Source organism: Pseudomonas sp. R76, from assembly GCF_009834565.1.
In the GTDB taxonomy this organism is placed as follows: Bacteria; Pseudomonadota; Gammaproteobacteria; order Pseudomonadales; family Pseudomonadaceae; genus Aquipseudomonas.
The window spans coordinates 4,971,707-4,987,299 of record NZ_CP019428.1 but is presented as its reverse complement, the minus strand read 5'-3'; the positions used below and the strand labels follow the sequence as shown (position 1 = coordinate 4,987,299).

Here is a 15,593-nt window from a genome sequence, read left to right as displayed (position 1 = left end):
CCGTTCGGCGGTGTCGTCGGCAAAGATAAAAGACTGCAGCGTTCTGGCGCAGCTTTACTGTTCTTTGCGGTTCACCGTATGTGTATGCCACCGCCCCTGTGCGAATGGCGAGCGTTCCAGCATTGCTCGGGCCAGTGCTGATTCAGAGGTGGCGCGCATCTTCGTTCACGTTGGTGTTGCTCAGTACACATTCAAAATGTTTGCCAGCTGTCGTCGGGCGTCAGCCAGAAATCATCATTGATTGCAGAAAATATCGCGTGCGAATCGAATGCTGACTTGGGTGACAAGGTCGCCAACTTGCCTTCGGCAACGTCTTCACGTACGAAAAAGGCGTTGAAGCAGCAGGTCCCGACCGCACACAGTCTGTAGCCTTTGGGCGCCAGCAGACTCGTCCATGCAGTGAGGCTGGCCGCCCCCGATTGCTGCCATTTGAGGCTGAAGTGCTCGCGGTCCCGTTGTACGACGCTGTAACGTTCGCGAAAACGCTTTTCAAATTCGACGACAATCACGCGGGGTTTGATCGCGCTCAGGTTTTCCATGACCGCGAAGTCACCGCCATCAATATCAATGATAAACAGGTCGGGTTCCGGCTCCGGATTGGCAGCCAGCAGCAGCTCGTTAATGTTGTCTGGGCTGATGGCCTGTTGAACGATCGCCGGCGAGTAATACTCGGTCAAGCCGTCGTGGGTCCAATGATAGTGGCGGGTGGATGCCGTGCGCGCGAAGAAGTAGCGCATCTTGTTGCACTCGGTTTCATCGAGTTCGAAAATGGTGCCGTGCCAGCCGTGATTGACCAGCAGGTTGGTCGACAGATTTTCAGGAATGCCTACGTCGGAGTCACTGCAATTGCTGCCAATTTCGACGACATAACGGTTGGTGCAGCCGATATGGGTAAACAGGCGAAGTAAAAGTCCGTCTTCATCATTTTGCGAAAAAGCGCGAAAGCCACTTTCCGTCAGGTCCGCCGGTTCCAGCACCGCTGGAGAGTGGTGCTTCCAGCTATGCATCAAGTGCTTTTGCTGTGCGGCATCACCGTTGCTAATGAAGTTTCGACGCAGCAGCGGGCTAAAACCAGCCACGTCCACCGTCGACAGGCCTTTGTTCAGCAAAATAGTCTCAAAGTGCAACTGGCGCTCGGTCAGGGCCTTCAGTTCTTTCAAGGCTTCTTCTAACTGCTGGGACAGCGTTGTGAGCTCAGACATTTGACTTTTCTTCCAGTAAATCCACCGATACGACTGGGTGCATGTTGAAAATTCCACCGTAAAAAGCTGCCAGTGGTGATTCGGTGACTTGTAGCTGCTCTACGTCATGCATCAGCAAGCTGTATTCTTCAAACTCGCTTCTGGAAAACCCTTTGTTGGCCACGCCGACTGAAAATGAATACTGACCGGCTTTCAAGTTCAAGTTGAGGTTGAACCGCACCAGAACCTGGGTGCCTCGCGCGCATGGGGCGTCGGGCATTTGCAGTGCGAAGGTGCTGGTTTCAAACAAGGAGCGCCCCAGGCGATCTCTGACAATGAGCCCATACGCAGGGCGCTCGAAGTCCTTGTTCAGCTTTATGACATAGCGCACGGTCAGCTGTGTTTCGCTTTCAATGTGCGTAACGGGGCGGTTCTCCGCATCCAGCAAGGAAAAGTCGATCAGTTCCGCATCACCATTGGTCGTGATGGTCGTGGCTTTTGTCCACGCCGTCGGATGCTCGATCAGTTCAAGGCTTTCAGTAGAAGGCGCGATGCTCTGGTCAACCGATACCTGGCTGCCACTCATATCGGTTTTTTTCGCCACCAGGCCTTGATACAGGTCGATCACGTCGCGGGGCGCGCCAAAGCTCAATGTTTGCCCATGACTTAATAGCAGAGCTTTGTTGCAAATGTGTTTTACCGTGTTGGCGTCGTGGGACACGAACAACAGGGTGCCGCCGCGCTCACGAAAGCTTTCCAGGCGCTGGAAGCACTTTTGTTGGAAGTAGGCGTCGCCTACGGCCAGTGCTTCATCGATGATCAGGATATCGGGCTCGAACGCCGTAGAAACGGCGAAGGCAACGCGCATTTGCATGCCGCTCGAATAGGATGAAAGTGCCTGATCAAAATGCTCGCCAATGTCGGCGAATGCTTCGATGTCTGGAATTTTTGCATCGATTTCTTTGCGGTTGAACCCCAGCAGGGCGCCGTTCATGTAGACGTTTTCACGCCCACTGAACTCCGGGTTGAACCCCGAACCCAACTCCAGCAGGGCTGCCACACGACCATTGATGCTGACTTTACCGGTAGTGGGGGTCAGGGTGCCGGTGATGATCTGCAGCAGGGTGCTTTTGCCGCTGCCGTTGAGCCCGACAATGGCGCAAGATTCACCTTTGCGCACCTCCAGAAAAATCTCGCGAAGAGCCCAGAATTCCTTGAAGTAATTGCGCTGTTGCCTGCCTAGCAAACGACGCAGCCTTGGGTAAATAAATTGCTTGAGCTGGTCACGCGGGTGTTCGAATATTTCGAATCGCTTGGAAACGGCTTCCACACGAATCGCGAATTCATTAGAGGACATTCGCAAAGCCTTTTCTAGTCTTCTGGAACCAGCTGTATCCCGCCCATGCAACGCTTACTGCAACCGCCGCATAAATCGCCAGGCCCGTAAAGTCGGGTACTGATCCGCTGATCAGTACCCCGCGAGCTTGCTCGATAATGAAGGTCAGGGGGTTAAGCATTAACCACGGTTGAATCTCTACCGGCAGGGCCGATATGGGATAAAACACGGGAGAGGCAAACAGCAGTAAGGTCATTAGCAAGCCGATTGGGTGGGCAACGTCGCGTAAATACACCCCGAGGGAGGCGAGTATCCAGGCGAGCCCCAAAGACAGAACAATCAGCGGTGCGATGACCAAGGGTAAAAACACCACGGTCCATGGGATAGCGCCATTAACCAGCAGTTGCGCAACCAACAGCACGCCGATACTGACCAGGGCGTGAAAGAAAGAGGTGCCCATGGCGATAATCGGAAGAATCTCCAGGGGGAACACCACTTTTTTCACGTAGCTGATATTGCTCAGTATCAGCGTCGGCGCTCTTGTCAGGGTCTCGGCAAACAAACTGTGAACGATCATCCCGGTGAACAGCAGAATCGCGAACTCACTTTTGCTCCCCGGCTCATCCGTTCCCCAGCGAGCCTTGAATACCACTGAAAACACCAGCGTATAAATGACCAATAGCAGTATCGGGTTCGCAAAGGACCACAGAATGCCCATCATCGAACCTTTGTAGCGTCCGATAACATCCCGTTTGGTCATTTGCTGGATCAGATTCCAATTCGCCCAAACGCTCTTGAGCAATGAAAGCAACGAAATGGGAGCGGGTGCGTGTGGGTTCATCCTAGTTTTCGCTTCAATACGGCAAGGCGCGCGCTGAGACCTTGGGTCCTGATTGCATTGATCTGGGCCTTGACCCAGGTCTTGTTGAGAAACAGCTTGGCAATGGACCGCTTCGGCGACTCGATGAAGATGGGCGCGGGTGCATTCGAGAGGTAGAAGCCAGCTGACACTTTGAGCGCGTCAGGATTGAAATCCTTGATCAGTTCGGTTTCGGCAGCTTCGTCCCACGTTCTTTCCGGGAACGACTGGCGCAGATCCAAAGTGACCGTGGCCGGCAGAAGATGTTTGATGCTGCCGCTGACCATGGCAGCCAACGGTCTTCCATCAAGATAAGGCAGCGCAATATCCAGGTCGGCAGGAAGTGCCGCGGTACGGAAGATGAAGCGGCCGTACCCGGGCGGGCCTGCTGGGTCCACGTGACCAAAGTCGACCAGTTCATGCACGGTATGCACCGGGGAGTGCCCGTCGTCCATGATGGCTGCCGTGGCTGCGCAGTTCGTCTCGGGGTTGCTCTGCAGCGCACCGGCCAGGACGGTCAAATGGTTGGCGAGCAATTTCTCATTGGGTGCGACAAAAATGATCGCATCGGACTGCGCCGCATCGGCGACCAATTCATTGAGGGTTTCGCCCAACCGACGTTTTGCCTTGATCTCAGGATGAATCCCGTATGTGTAACCCTCTACTTCCTTGATGTGAATAGGCGTAGGGCAGGTACTCAGGATTCGCGAAATTTCTGATCTAAGATTGCTGGCGGCGACTGAGTCGATCACCAGTGTGGCCGTGAAGTTGGTGTAATTTTGACGGGCGACACTTTCCACGTGTTTTTTAAGCGCGGCGGTGGAGTAGTCCAGCATCAGCAAATTGAGGCTGATGTGGGTTTTCTCACCGTCTGCGCCCAGGTGGCGGGCGGTCAGTTGGCGTTTTCGCTCATTGAGGCCGGTGTACAGGTCCTTCAGGTTGCCAATCAGCGAGTAATGCTCATTGAAGATGGCTTGGGCCTTTTGGATCTTGGCCAGTGCCTCTTCGGGGTTGTCCTTGATCCAGCTCAGGTGCTTGGTAATGTCGCCGTAGATTTGCTCCATTGGCGAGCGGCTGTCGATATAGAGCAGCGAGTCGCCGAAGAACTTGCGGGCGAACGGGTTTTCGTCGCAGATGACGAGCGTACCGGCTGCGATGGTCTCGAACAGTCGGTTGGACATCATTTCGGAGTCGCGGTGGGCTTGCGAAGACAGCACCAGTGCAGCCCCGGCCTTGGCGATCTCGTCGATCATGGAGAATCCGTCGAATGGAATCTCCCGGACATAACTCTGATAACCCTCCCAGACGCGCACGCCCTGGAAAATGGTCGGGCCATAAATTTTCAACAGGCCGGTAGGGTCCAAGCGCTTGAGTACTTCTTGCTGGCGCGACTGGCGGCTACTGACGATGGCTTCCCAGTTGATCCCGGCATAAAACAGTTTGCCGTCGCCCAGGGATGGCTCGTGGACGATCTTGGGCGTGGAGTGGTACAGCTTGAAATGCGCCGGCAAGTGCGTTGTAGAGCCGCGCACCATACGCGCGACATGGTCGTCGGCGGCAATGGAGCTGCAGCTGAGGAAGTCATCGTGAGTGGTCAGGTTGCGCGAGCAGCGTTGATAGCCCCATTCATGGTAGAACTTCAACGGGTTCCAGAGTGCCACGAAGGAAAATGCGTCGTAGCGCTTGGGGGTGTCGTAATGCAGATGGATCACAAAATCGACGGTTGTCTTGGACACTTTTATGTCGGGGGCGGAGACAAGACCTCCATCGGCATGCACTTCTACGCATTCAACGCCGATGGCTTTGGCCGCCAGTTTCAGGCGTGCGATACATTCATCTTCTGCGGTTTTGATATCTGGCCAAAGCTTGACTACACCGAAGCGCCCAAATACGCCCTCGGGCAGAGGGAAATCATTACTCATTACACAGCATCCAACTGTAGGGTGAAAAAAGAAGACGTCTTGTCTTCGCCTTGATCAGAGATCGATGCGCGCGTCGGGTGCCGGCGACTCAAGGAGCCCCAAGAAGTCTTTGTAGGCGCTTTCCAGCCCTGCTTTTTCAGTGATGTTGGGCTTCCAGCCGAGTGCCCGCACCTTGCTGCTGTCCAGCAGTTTGCGCATCGTGCCGTTAGGCTTGTCAGTGTCGTAGACAATTTTGCCTTGATAGCCGACGACTTCCGCAATCATCGCCGCCAGGTCGGCAATGGCGATGTCATGGTTGCAGCCAATGTTGTAAAGGTCGTCGGTGGTCGGGGCGAGCATGATGCACTTCATGGCATCAGCCAGGTCGTCAACATGCAGAAGTTCGCGCCGCGGAGTACCGTCACCCCATACGACAAACTCGCTTTTCTCAAGCACCTTGGCTTCATGCGTGCGACGAAGAATGCCGGCCACTACATGGCTGTGTTGGGAGTGGTAGTTGTCGCCGGGGCCATACAGGTTCGGTGGGATAATTGACACGAAGTCGCAACCGTATTGTTTGCGGTACGCGCGGCACATTTCGATCCCGGCGATCTTGCTGACGGCATAGGCACGAATGCTGTCGTCCAGCGGGCCGGTGAGCAGCGCGGACTCGCGAATTGGTTGCTCTGCGTTCTTGGGATAGGTGCAGTTTGTTGCCACGAAGAGCAACTTTTTGGTACCGAACTTATGTGCCCCGGAAATGACATTTGTTTGAATCATCAAATTGTCATAAATGAATGACGCGGGCAACGTTGCATTAGCGTGGATGCCGCCGACTTTGGCGCCGACGTGGAAGATATAATCGGGGCGGTTCGTTTCCATCCAATCGTATACAGCCGCTTGGTTGGTAAGGTCCAGATCAGCCCGCGACGTCAGAAGCAGCTGGGCATCCTCATCTTGGAAGTTTCGCACTACAGCTGAACCGAGCATGCCTCTGTGGCCCGTAATCCAAACTTTTTTCCCAGCGAAGCGTGAGGTAGAGCCCTGTAGCGATGCAGTGACGTTTGTTGCAGACATTTTATCATCCTAATTGTTTAGAAAGCTTCGCAAAATCACCTTCACCTCATATCCCTTTGTCGTGCTCAACCTAACAGTGCGCAGTACCAAAACGAGCTTCCTGTTTCAGGGTGAGCGTTCGGTTTACTGTAGGTCGTGCAATCAACGTGGCGCCTGTGTTGCCCAAGTACAATACACCCGCATAGGGAGATGAATTTCAGCTGAAGGTCGACCTCATGAGTCCTCGAAAGCCAACGCTTTCTTGTGGCTCGCAAGCCCTATCAAGCTTCTTTTATGGTCCGTATGGCTAAGCTCGCGTACCTGCTGAAGTATTAAGAGGTAGCGTCGGTTAAAAGGTTGCACCTTCGTTCAGAAATTTCTGACAAACAGTGCGTCATGGATTTTAACCTTGACGCTCAGGCGCGCCTTGACGACGAGCGGTCAACTGACCAGGCCCCTCTATACCGCCCTTCTTCAGGGTATGCATGCGGACGATACTACCACGTGGTAGGATTTTTTCCCTCCCGCCAATCGGAGGGTCGAATTAATTTTTGTACATAGGCGCCACGTTCGCCGTGTGCGAAAAACCCGTCTAAATCAAGCCTCTCAGCCGCCCGGCGCATAAACGTTTGCTGTCACCCGTGGCAGGGCGGCGCTCACGGCTGCCCAGTGTTCGTCCCGCCACAGAGCGGCTCGCAGTTATCGAGTGCGTCTGTTCTGTCAGGGGTTTCCATGAGCGGCACGCTCGTTGAAAACATAACGCTTGTTCAATATGTAGAAGAGGACCGTGTAGGTCGCCATCGCCACGATTTGAGCAATTTCGGCTCGAATCCCCAGAAACCTGTGAAGCCCGATCAGCACCACCTGGTTGATAAGGAACGCGGCCAGAAAAGCGACAATGAACCTTGGGATCATGCCGTGATGAAAGGTTGACTGGTTGAATACAAATACTTTGTTGAGCCCGAAGGCGAAGATAAGCGCAATGCCATAGCCGATGGCATTTGCATATTCGGCCTTCAGGTTGAACTGGGTGAACAGTATCCAGAAAACACCATAGCCAACGAGTGTGTTGATGACGCCCGTGAGCGCATATTTTATAAGCTGAATCATGCTTCACCCATGGTGAGTTTAGTCTGCAAGTGAAGTTAAAAGCGCTGCGTGATCGGCATGATTGAAAGTGCTGCTCAACGCGTCCCAGTACGTCAGCGTGTTGAGCAATTGCTCTTTGTTGCGTGGGCCGATAATCACGCCACTCAGCGCCGGGTTGGCAAAGATGAACGCCAGGGCCAGGTCATTCAAGCTGCTGGGGCGCGGCACTATTGAAGTCGTTGACGCGATGAAACCCGTCAGCTTTTCGATAAGGGTTTTAGAGTGGACTATCTTTCTCAACTCGGCGGAGCTGTTTTTTTCCACCGGGCTGGCTTTTATGCCGCCCAGATTAATACCGTAAGCGAGGTACTTCGCATTCGGAAAGTGCGGGTGATAGTTTTCGCGAGCACTGCGCGTCGAGAAGTTTTCCTTGACCTGTATGAGCCAATGTTCAGACAAGTCGGGCCTGGCGTTGTAGTACAACTCGGGGAACTTTATGCCTGACAAGCCAATGTCCAGGCCGGAACGATGCAGCGTCGCCATGGCCTCCAGCGTTTTTTCGATGTCGACAAAATCGTGCTGTTCAGCGCCCCGGTTGTCCCAGTGCACGGACACGCAGGACAGTGCGTCTCCCAACCGATCAGCCAGTTCGCTGGCGGACGACAAAATGTTGGCGGCGGACAAGTCCGTGTCGGGAGAGCCTGTGTTATCAGTGGCGCCAATCTTGGCGATGACGGACACACCCGCATTGGGGTTGGATTTCACCCAGCGTTCAATCCAGCGTATTGCCAGGCCGAAGTCTTCTGGCCGCTTGTTTATCGGGTAGTTCGACGCGGTGTCGATCGTGCGACCGCCCTTGGCGACGAAGGTGTCAATCAGCTGGTGTGCACTGCTTTCGTCAATGCCCCAGCCCCACAGTGCCGTGCCGAGAACCAGGGTTTTGTTGTCAGCTGACAAATTGATCATGAGTGGGGTGCGCTCTTGGCATTTTGGAGTCGTTGGCGCAGTGCAAACATTGCCTTCAAGTACTCAAGCGAAAGCTTGATGATTTTAACTTTGGAGTTGGGGTCATCGGTCCATGTGACGGGGAGGTCCAACACCCTGTAGTTCAGGTGTTCGGCGGTAACCAGGATTTCGGTGGCAAAAAACCAACCATCACTTTGCGCGCCCTCAACCATCAGCGGGGCCAGTTTGCTCCGTTGCAGGAACTTGAAACCGCACATGCCATCGCTGAAAGACGTTCTGAAGATGACCTTCACGATTCCGTTAAAACACGCGCTGGTGAAATTTCGCAACGGCGTGCGCCCGATAACCTTCGCGCCTTTGGCCAGTCGCGAGCCGGTCACCACATCGGCTTTATTCGACAGCAGGCTGCTGAGTGCTGGCCGCAGGTGGCTGAGGTCCGTGGCGAGGTCAAGGTCCATGTAACCCACGATGTCGGCCGTGGACGCGGTCCATGACGACTTCAAGGCCAGGCCGACACCGCGCTTTTCAAGGCGCAGGTAGTTGACGTTGGGCAGCTCTTGAGAGAGTGCTTCGCCGATGGCTTGAGTGTTGTCCGTCGAACCGTTGTCCGCGAGGGTAATGGTAATGATGCCGAGGTCTTTAAGGTTTTCCTGGATGTAGGAATGGGCTGTCTTGACCTGCTGGGCGAGGGTCGCTTCTTCGTTCAGAATCGGGATAGTGATTTCGATAGTGTTAGTCATTATGTGCTCAAGAGTCCGGTTCTGTTTCGCTGAAAACTTCGAGGTCCAGTTTTTCCAGGACGTCATAGATGTTGTCGATCTTACCGCCCAGGATGGAGTAGCAGCCAGGCAGTGAGGCGTGCTTTTCGAACAGGATGGGTCGCCCGTCGTCCCCTTCGCTTTTTGTCAGTACCGTCTTGACTTCAAATAACGAGTCTACGTGGCTGGCGTTCAAGACGGCCGGGATGTACCTGCCTACATCTCTGACCATGCGATCGACTCGGCTTGCCTTGTCGTACGTACCCAGTTTTTCATAGGGGTTGACGCCTTTTTCATCGTCCCAGTGCAAGTGAGGCGTGTAGCGGACGTGGGACAAGGTATGAAGCCCGCGTGCAGGAAACGGCATCATCGAGAAAAACGGGCCGTCCATGACCGTGACGCCTAAACCCTCCAGCGAAGCGGGCATGCGCATTAGCGGCATCTCCGTGATTTCGTGCTTGAGGCCGGTTTGAACGCCGGTGAAATCGCCGCTGAAATGATTGATACCGCTATAGGTGCAGTTGAAGAGGTAGTCGCAACTGATCAGTTGTTGTTGACCACTTTTTCCCTCGATGACGACCCGCACTGAAGGGGCCGAGGCTCTGTTTATTTCCACCACTCGCGTTTCGTAGAGGACCTGCACACCGTATTCTTTAAGTTCGCGTTCAGCCCAGTCGGCGAGCTTTGTTGTGTCGAAGGCGTACTCTTGAACGAGGAACACATCTTCGATCAAGCGCGGCTCAAACAACGCCTTCAGCTCGGGCGCGGCCGGTTCGATAGCTGAACCAATATCCCTGCAAAAACGTTCGAATTGCCTGGCCGTGACCTTTGAGTTGCGCCGGGCGATGGCGTAGAGCTTTGTGAAGTCCTGCTTGATCGCTTGTGGCCAGTCTTTTACAAACTTCGGCAGGTTGACCCGGCTGCGATAAGCCGTGGTGAAGCTGCGAGGGTAGTGGTAGCCGTTGTGCACGCGCGCCTGGTTATTGTAAGAGGCGCGCCTGAGCAATGCCGGCTCACGTTCAATCAAAAGAACACGCTTCAGGCCGCGTTGCTTGGCGAGATAAACGGCGATGGCGGCGCCGTAAAAACCCCCACCAATCACAACGGCAGTCTGCTGATGATTGAGATGTTCCATCAGGAAACGAGGTCGTCAGTCTTGGCGGGGGTGGCACTGACTTCTTCGATATTGAGTTTCTCCAGGCGCGTCATCCGCGCGCTGGTGAACTCTTGGCCTACATGATAAAGCGGCCCCTCGTTCGACAGGCTGGCCATATTCAGGATGTATTCGCCAAGTACCAGCAGCACCAGCGAAATCAGGAAAAACATCCCCGATTGCTGTAGCGAAAAACTCACCCAACCGGGAGCGACGTCAGGCTTCAGGGCGGCCACGGCAAGCACATAGATGGAGTACACAACGTTAGCGAGTGCGCCGAACAAGGACAAATACGTCACCAGGCGCATCGGCGCACGCGTCGTCGATACCAGCAGCCGCATGCCGCGATCGATACTCTCTCCCAGGCGCTTGGGTGGCGAGGCCTTGGGCGCTGCACTGTAAGCGAGGTAGGCACGCGCGAACCCGCCGGTTGCCGGCAGATGGCGATAAGTCAGGGCCGGTTGCGGGTGCTGGAGGATAAAGTTGATGACGCGTTTGCTGAGCATGCGATATTGCGGCGCCTCCTTGGCCAGGTTCACGCCGTTGAGTTTGTTATATAACCCGTGAAAAATGGCGTTTGCGCCGCGGTACGCCAGGCTTTGTGATGGCTTTTGCTCATTGTTGGCAAACACCACATCCGCACCGTTGGCTGCCTCTTTGAGGATGTGCGGAATAAAGCTGATGTCATCCAGCAATGGATTAATGACAGCCACGAAGTCACCGAGCGCATTTTCCAGGCCTACCCAGGAAGCGGTGTCGGTATCCACTTCCTTGGTCAGTGCGTACACCTGCAGGTTGGCCAGCCCCGTTTCCGCAGTGAGGCGCTTGAGTGTCGCAATACTGTCGTCATCGGAGGCGTTATCGACAATGATTAATTCGTAATCGCTGACGATGGTAGAAATGATAGCTGCGGCGTCGGCGAGGTAGCTTTCAATATTGTTTGATTGGTTGCGAACAACAAATACGACGGAAAGGAAGCAGGGAAAAAAGTCCATTTATTGGCGCTCATTCAATTCATTGAAAGAAAAATGATGAAGGGTGGAAGTTGTCGGGCAGGGCAGGCCGGCCGATACGGTAAATGCGAAGTGCCACCCTCTATCATTCAGAGGAACACTCAAAGTGGCGGGGGAGGCGGTACTCACACAGACGCTTCCTTACAAGGCAGATGCACCAACGATGTATCCAGGATGCAAGGCTCGAAAATAACCATCGACAACGTCACGTTGACCATAAATGGGGGCTGATTGTTCAGGTGCACGGGAAATTATCACAAACCCGACGTCATCGGGTAGTTGTCCCGGGGGCCGGCGCTGGCGGTTAATGGGTCATCCGCAATAGGCGCAGGGCCGCTCCGCGAGTACGTGTGCCCACCCATTGACGCTTATGGCTTAAGGCCATCGCGGCGGTGTCCCTTCAGCCGTTTGTGCGCATCGTGGCCTGCTCTGGAAAGAGGGGCGCACGTGCCGATTCTGCAATTTTTGCATTTATGGTCGTTGGGTATCGAAGAACAGTTTTATATATTCTTCCCCCAGATTATTTTGGCCTGTTCAAAAGTTTTACGACGGTTTTTGCCTGTCGCGCTTGTTTCCATGCTGGTTATTTCGTTGTTTTTCTCGCAGCGACTACTGTCCGCCAACCCTCTTGAGTTGTTCTACCTTCTGCCCTTTGGTGCATTCGAGCTTTTGATCGGCAGCCTTATTGCGCTCCCGGCAATGCACATTAAAAAGTCCGCGCTCACGTCGCCGTGTTTATTCGTGCTGGGCCAGGCTGGGCTGATCTACCCGATTTTCCTTTACAGCAGCCAGTCTCCGTTCCCGGGCCTGGCGGCCGCAATTCCTTATTTGACGGATTATAAACGGGTAGGCGTTCACGCCAGCATCGGATAAACAAACAAGCCGAAATGCACCAGATTCACCCCGAAATGCGTGACAACCGCCGCCCCCAGCCCACCAAACCGATACGCCAGCCCATACCCAACCCCTGCAATGCCCGCCAGCAGCGTCCACTGCCACCCCGCACCTAAATGCACCAGGCCAAACAACAGCGAAGCCAACAATAACGCCAGGTTTTCTCCATAGGGCAGATGTTTGAACCGCTGGCTCAAGCCACCCTGTATGTAGCCTCGAAACAACGCCTCTTCCACCAGCGTCACCAGCAACAAATTATTCAGCACCCAGATCCAGGCCTGTTCCGGCCATTTCGGTGCCCAACTGGTGACCCCTAACAACACCGCGCCACCTAGCGCGGCAACCGCCGTCAGGACCAAGGCCAGCGCCGCGACGCAAATCGTCAGGCGCAGTGAACGCCGCGCCACGATCCAGGGGCAGGCCAGTAACAGCCAGAAGCCAATCAACGGTTTGTCCTGGTTCAGGTACATCGAGAACGGCACGGCGTCAGGGGTAAAACGCTGCGGGTCAATGCCACGGCCATTGTAGAAACCGGGCAGCCAGTGCATCGCCAAGCCCAGGGCCAAGACGATGAACAACCCATGGCCGAGGTAGCGCGCCCACGGTGTGCGTTGCTGGCGCACGGCGTATCCGGCAATCAGCAGCAGGGCGACCGAGACCGCCGCCAGCACGCCGAGTTGCCCGTAGGACAAGGCCAGTACATAGCCAATCGAGAGAAGTGCCAGGTACAGCCAGGGCAGAGCGAGCATATGAAATCCTTGGATAAAAACTGGTCGGCATTATAGCGACCGTACCTGGCCCTCAAAGTGAAAACTCATCCACGCGGGTGGGACTTGGCGAGGCTCGTTGCAAAGTATGTCGACGAGTGTTTATAGTCATCGCTCCTTTACCTTTCACACAAGATCAGCCCATGCCTGCTTCCCAACGCATAGCGGTAGTCGATTCAGCGCTCAACGCTGTGGTCGTGCCGTGCGGGAATCAGCAGCCTGCGCAGATCGGTCAATACCCCCCACCTGTCAGTAGCACGCCGGTGTACGCAGTCGTATCACCGCCGGGTGTTGGCATTTCGGGCTGATCAGCGAAACGCTGTTCCCCTGTGCCTGCCTGAAAAAAACCTACTGAGCTAAAACCTTCGAGCTTTAGCGTTCGCTGAATGGGCTTTTTGCCTGATGACAGGTGGTATCCATGTCTGTTTTTTCGAAACAATCCGTGGCCGCGGCGGCCTCGACGAGCCTGTTTGTCCTGCTGTGGAGCAGCGGGGCAATTTTCTCCAAGTTGGGCCTGGCCCATGCTTCGCCCTTTGCTTTTCTGTTGATCCGTTTTGCCATCGCCCTGGCGGGCCTGGTGATCCTGGTGCCGATCCTTAAACTGAAATTGCCACGTTCCGGCAAGCCCATGGTGTATGCAGCGGCGACCGGGCTGGTGTTGTTGGGGGCTTACCAGATTTTCTATCTGCTGGCCCTGAACCTCAAAGTGACGCCGGGTGTGATGGCAACCATCATGGGCGTGCAGCCGATCCTCACGGTGGTGCTGATGGAGCGCCAGCGTTCCTGGGGCCGGATGTTCGGCCTGGGGCTGGGGTTGGCCGGGTTGATCATGGTGGTCTACCAAGGCATCGGCCTGTCGGGTATGTCGCTTGCGGGGATGGTGTTCGGGCTGCTGGCGCTGGTGAGCATGACCGTCGGTTCCATCATGCAAAAGCGCATCACCGACAACCCTTTGGGCACGCTGCCGGTGCAGTATTTCGCCGGGTTGCTGCTGTGCTCGGTGTTTGTGCCGTTCCAACCCTTTGCCTTTGAACACAGTGCCGGCTTTTACCTGCCGGTGCTGTGGATGGGGCTGGTGGTGTCATTGCTGGCGACACTGTTGCTGTACCGCCTGATCGCCCGAGGCAATCTGGTGAACGTCACCAGCTTGTTTTACCTGGTGCCGGCAGTGACGGCGGTGATGGACTATCTGATCTTTGGTAATCGGCTCGCGGTATTGAGTCTGCTGGGGATGGTTTTGATCATCATCGGGTTGGTGTTTGTGTTCCGCAAACGCTAAAAGCGCGTTCGTGAGCGCCGAGGGGGCCGTGGATACACGCCGAAATTCCCCCTCGGTGTTCAGTGGGTCGTGTTGTACCTGTAGGGCAATGCTGTAATAATTCCGCTGTTTATTGTGTAAGTTATTATTTTAAAAGAAGTAATAAGCACCTTTGCAGCTGGCGGCGGGCTTAGCGAAGCCGCCGGTTTCAGTCGAGGGTTTTTCGCGAGTGGCAACGTGCTGGTGCGTGCCTGTTAATCGTGCGAGCGGTTTTATCAGACGAGTGCTAGGGTTTCGGTTGGCCGGTTTGAATCGGCGGACGTTGATGGGACACTTCTGGCTCATCCTTGCGACATTACTGAAAAGATTTAACTCAATGACTATTTTGGTAACCGGCAGTGCAGGTTTTATCGGTGCAAACGTGGCATTGGGCCGAGTAGCGCAGCTCTACGTCGAGCGCTCTGTATGAGAATCCTGCTGCTTGGTAAAAATGGCCAGGTCGGCTGGGAACTCCAACGCAGCCTGGCGCCCTTGGGGCAAGTCCTGGCGCTGGACGCCAAAAGCCGCGACTACTGCGGTGACTTGAACGACCTGCAAGGACTGGCCGCTACCGTGCAACGGTTTGCGCCTGAGGTCATCGTCAACGCAGCGGCTTACACGGCCGTCGACAAAGCCGAAAGTGAGCCTGATCAAGCGTTGCGTATTAACGCTGAGGCCCCGGCGGTGCTGGCAACAGAAGCCCGAAAGCTGAATGCCTTGCTGGTGCACTATTCCACGGACTACGTGTTCGACGGCAAAGGTGATGCACCCTGGCAGGAAAGCGACCCGGTGGGCCCGTTGAGCGTGTATGGCACGACCAAGCTGCAAGGTGAGCAGGCGATTCAGGACGCGGGCTGCGCGCAGCTGATCCTGCGCACCAGTTGGGTGTACGCGGCGCGCGGTAATAACTTCGCCAAAACCATGCTGCGCCTGGCCGCCGAACGTGACAGCCTGAATGTGATCGACGACCAGTTCGGTGCCCCCACGGGTGCGGACCTGCTGGCGGACGTCACCGCACACGCCATCCGTGCGGCGCGTTTGAACCCTCAATTGCACGGCATCTACCATCTCGCGGCAGCCGGCGAAACCACCTGGCACCGCTACGCCCGCTTCGTACTCGAGCAGGCGCAGGCGGCAGGCGTGGTGCTCAAAGTTTCTTCAGCCGCCGTCGGCGCGATAACCACGGCCGCTTATCCCACACCGGCCAAACGTCCTGGCAACTCCAGACTCAATACTCAAAAACTGCAGAATGCCTTCTCACTGCGCTTGCCTGACTGGCAGGACGGTGTGGCACGGATGCTTAAAGAAATTCTAGAGAAATGA

General features: G+C 55.2%; 14 protein-coding genes. 3 read left to right on the top strand and 11 right to left on the bottom strand.

Going from position 1 to position 15,593, the window contains the following annotated elements; all coding sequences use genetic code 11:
* Window positions 1-191: 191 nt before the first annotated feature.
* The 10 genes from PspR76_RS22385 to PspR76_RS22340 all read right to left on the bottom strand — a co-directional run bounded on the left by PspR76_RS22385 (window position 192) and on the right by PspR76_RS22340 (window position 11,294).
* Window positions 192-1,202, bottom strand: coding sequence for an FkbM family methyltransferase (locus tag PspR76_RS22385; RefSeq protein WP_159958820.1), 1,011 nt, complete (start codon window positions 1,200-1,202; stop codon window positions 192-194).
* Window positions 1,195-2,589, bottom strand: coding sequence for an ABC transporter ATP-binding protein (locus PspR76_RS22380; RefSeq protein ID WP_237235690.1), 1,395 nt, complete (start codon window positions 2,587-2,589; stop codon window positions 1,195-1,197). The genes PspR76_RS22385 and PspR76_RS22380 overlap by 8 nt, the downstream gene beginning before the upstream one ends.
* Window positions 2,528-3,358, bottom strand: coding sequence for an ABC transporter permease (locus tag PspR76_RS22375; protein WP_159958818.1), 831 nt, complete (start codon window positions 3,356-3,358; stop codon window positions 2,528-2,530). The genes PspR76_RS22380 and PspR76_RS22375 overlap by 62 nt, the downstream gene beginning before the upstream one ends.
* The gene (locus PspR76_RS22370) at window positions 3,355-5,298 is read right to left on the bottom strand and encodes a glycosyltransferase family protein (RefSeq protein ID WP_159958816.1); all 1,944 of its coding nucleotides are present in this window, start codon (window positions 5,296-5,298) and stop codon (window positions 3,355-3,357) included. The genes PspR76_RS22375 and PspR76_RS22370 overlap by 4 nt, the downstream gene beginning before the upstream one ends.
* A 54-nt stretch (window positions 5,299-5,352) precedes the next feature.
* Window positions 5,353-6,354, bottom strand: coding sequence for a GDP-L-fucose synthase family protein (locus tag PspR76_RS22365; protein WP_159958814.1), 1,002 nt, complete (start codon window positions 6,352-6,354; stop codon window positions 5,353-5,355).
* Between the two features lie 699 nt (window positions 6,355-7,053).
* Entirely contained in the window at window positions 7,054-7,443 is a 390-nt protein-coding gene (locus tag PspR76_RS22360) for a GtrA family protein (RefSeq protein WP_159958812.1), read from the bottom strand.
* An 18-nt stretch (window positions 7,444-7,461) separates the two neighbouring features.
* Complete coding sequence (locus PspR76_RS22355; RefSeq protein ID WP_159958810.1) at window positions 7,462-8,388, bottom strand: aldo/keto reductase; 927 nt, start codon at window positions 8,386-8,388, stop codon at window positions 7,462-7,464.
* On the bottom strand, window positions 8,385-9,128 hold the full coding sequence (locus PspR76_RS22350) for a glycosyltransferase (RefSeq protein WP_159958808.1): 744 nt from the start codon (window positions 9,126-9,128) through the stop codon (window positions 8,385-8,387). The genes PspR76_RS22355 and PspR76_RS22350 overlap by 4 nt, the downstream gene beginning before the upstream one ends.
* A gap of 7 nt (window positions 9,129-9,135) precedes the next feature.
* Window positions 9,136-10,281: an NAD(P)/FAD-dependent oxidoreductase gene (locus tag PspR76_RS22345; protein ID WP_159958806.1), complete on the bottom strand. Its 1,146-nt coding sequence runs from the start codon at window positions 10,279-10,281 to the stop codon at window positions 9,136-9,138.
* Window positions 10,281-11,294, bottom strand: a complete 1,014-nt coding sequence (locus PspR76_RS22340) for a glycosyltransferase (RefSeq protein WP_159958804.1) — start codon at window positions 11,292-11,294, stop codon at window positions 10,281-10,283. The genes PspR76_RS22345 and PspR76_RS22340 overlap by 1 nt, the downstream gene beginning before the upstream one ends.
* 465 nt (window positions 11,295-11,759) lie before the next feature.
* Between PspR76_RS22340 and PspR76_RS22335 the strand changes: the two genes are divergently transcribed.
* The gene (locus PspR76_RS22335) at window positions 11,760-12,185 is read left to right on the top strand and encodes an acyltransferase family protein (protein WP_237235689.1); all 426 of its coding nucleotides are present in this window, start codon (window positions 11,760-11,762) and stop codon (window positions 12,183-12,185) included.
* Here the strand turns inward: PspR76_RS22335 and PspR76_RS22330 are convergent.
* On the bottom strand, window positions 12,167-12,955 hold the full coding sequence (locus PspR76_RS22330) for a CPBP family intramembrane glutamic endopeptidase (protein WP_159958802.1): 789 nt from the start codon (window positions 12,953-12,955) through the stop codon (window positions 12,167-12,169). The genes PspR76_RS22335 and PspR76_RS22330 overlap by 19 nt on opposite strands.
* A gap of 436 nt (window positions 12,956-13,391) precedes the next feature.
* On the opposite strand from PspR76_RS22330, the gene PspR76_RS22325 reads away from it, so the two are divergent.
* Entirely contained in the window at window positions 13,392-14,252 is an 861-nt protein-coding gene (locus PspR76_RS22325) for a DMT family transporter (RefSeq protein ID WP_159958800.1), read from the top strand.
* A 444-nt stretch (window positions 14,253-14,696) separates the two neighbouring features.
* Entirely contained in the window at window positions 14,697-15,593 is an 897-nt protein-coding gene (rfbD, locus tag PspR76_RS22320) for a dTDP-4-dehydrorhamnose reductase (protein WP_159958798.1), read from the top strand.

Excerpts from the sequence above, each read along its gene's own strand:
- PspR76_RS22385 (WP_159958820.1), bottom strand. The coding sequence starts at position 1,202 with ATGTCTGAGCTCACAACGCTGTCCCAGCAGTTAGAAGAAGCCTTGAAA.
- PspR76_RS22375 (WP_159958818.1), bottom strand. The coding sequence starts at position 3,358 with ATGAACCCACACGCACCCGCTCCCATTTCGTTGCTTTCATTGCTCAAG.
- PspR76_RS22370 (WP_159958816.1), bottom strand. The coding sequence starts at position 5,298 with ATGAGTAATGATTTCCCTCTGCCCGAGGGCGTATTTGGGCGCTTCGGT.
- PspR76_RS22365 (WP_159958814.1), bottom strand. The coding sequence starts at position 6,354 with ATGTCTGCAACAAACGTCACTGCATCGCTACAGGGCTCTACCTCACGC.
- PspR76_RS22360 (WP_159958812.1), bottom strand. The coding sequence starts at position 7,443 with ATGATTCAGCTTATAAAATATGCGCTCACGGGCGTCATCAACACACTC.
- PspR76_RS22355 (WP_159958810.1), bottom strand. The coding sequence starts at position 8,388 with ATGATCAATTTGTCAGCTGACAACAAAACCCTGGTTCTCGGCACGGCA.
- PspR76_RS22350 (WP_159958808.1), bottom strand. The coding sequence starts at position 9,128 with ATGACTAACACTATCGAAATCACTATCCCGATTCTGAACGAAGAAGCG.
- PspR76_RS22345 (WP_159958806.1), bottom strand. The coding sequence starts at position 10,281 with ATGGAACATCTCAATCATCAGCAGACTGCCGTTGTGATTGGTGGGGGT.
- PspR76_RS22340 (WP_159958804.1), bottom strand. The coding sequence starts at position 11,294 with ATGGACTTTTTTCCCTGCTTCCTTTCCGTCGTATTTGTTGTTCGCAAC.
- PspR76_RS22330 (WP_159958802.1), bottom strand. The coding sequence starts at position 12,955 with ATGCTCGCTCTGCCCTGGCTGTACCTGGCACTTCTCTCGATTGGCTAT.
- PspR76_RS22325 (WP_159958800.1), top strand. The coding sequence starts at position 13,392 with ATGTCTGTTTTTTCGAAACAATCCGTGGCCGCGGCGGCCTCGACGAGC.
- rfbD (WP_159958798.1), top strand. The coding sequence starts at position 14,697 with ATGAGAATCCTGCTGCTTGGTAAAAATGGCCAGGTCGGCTGGGAACTC.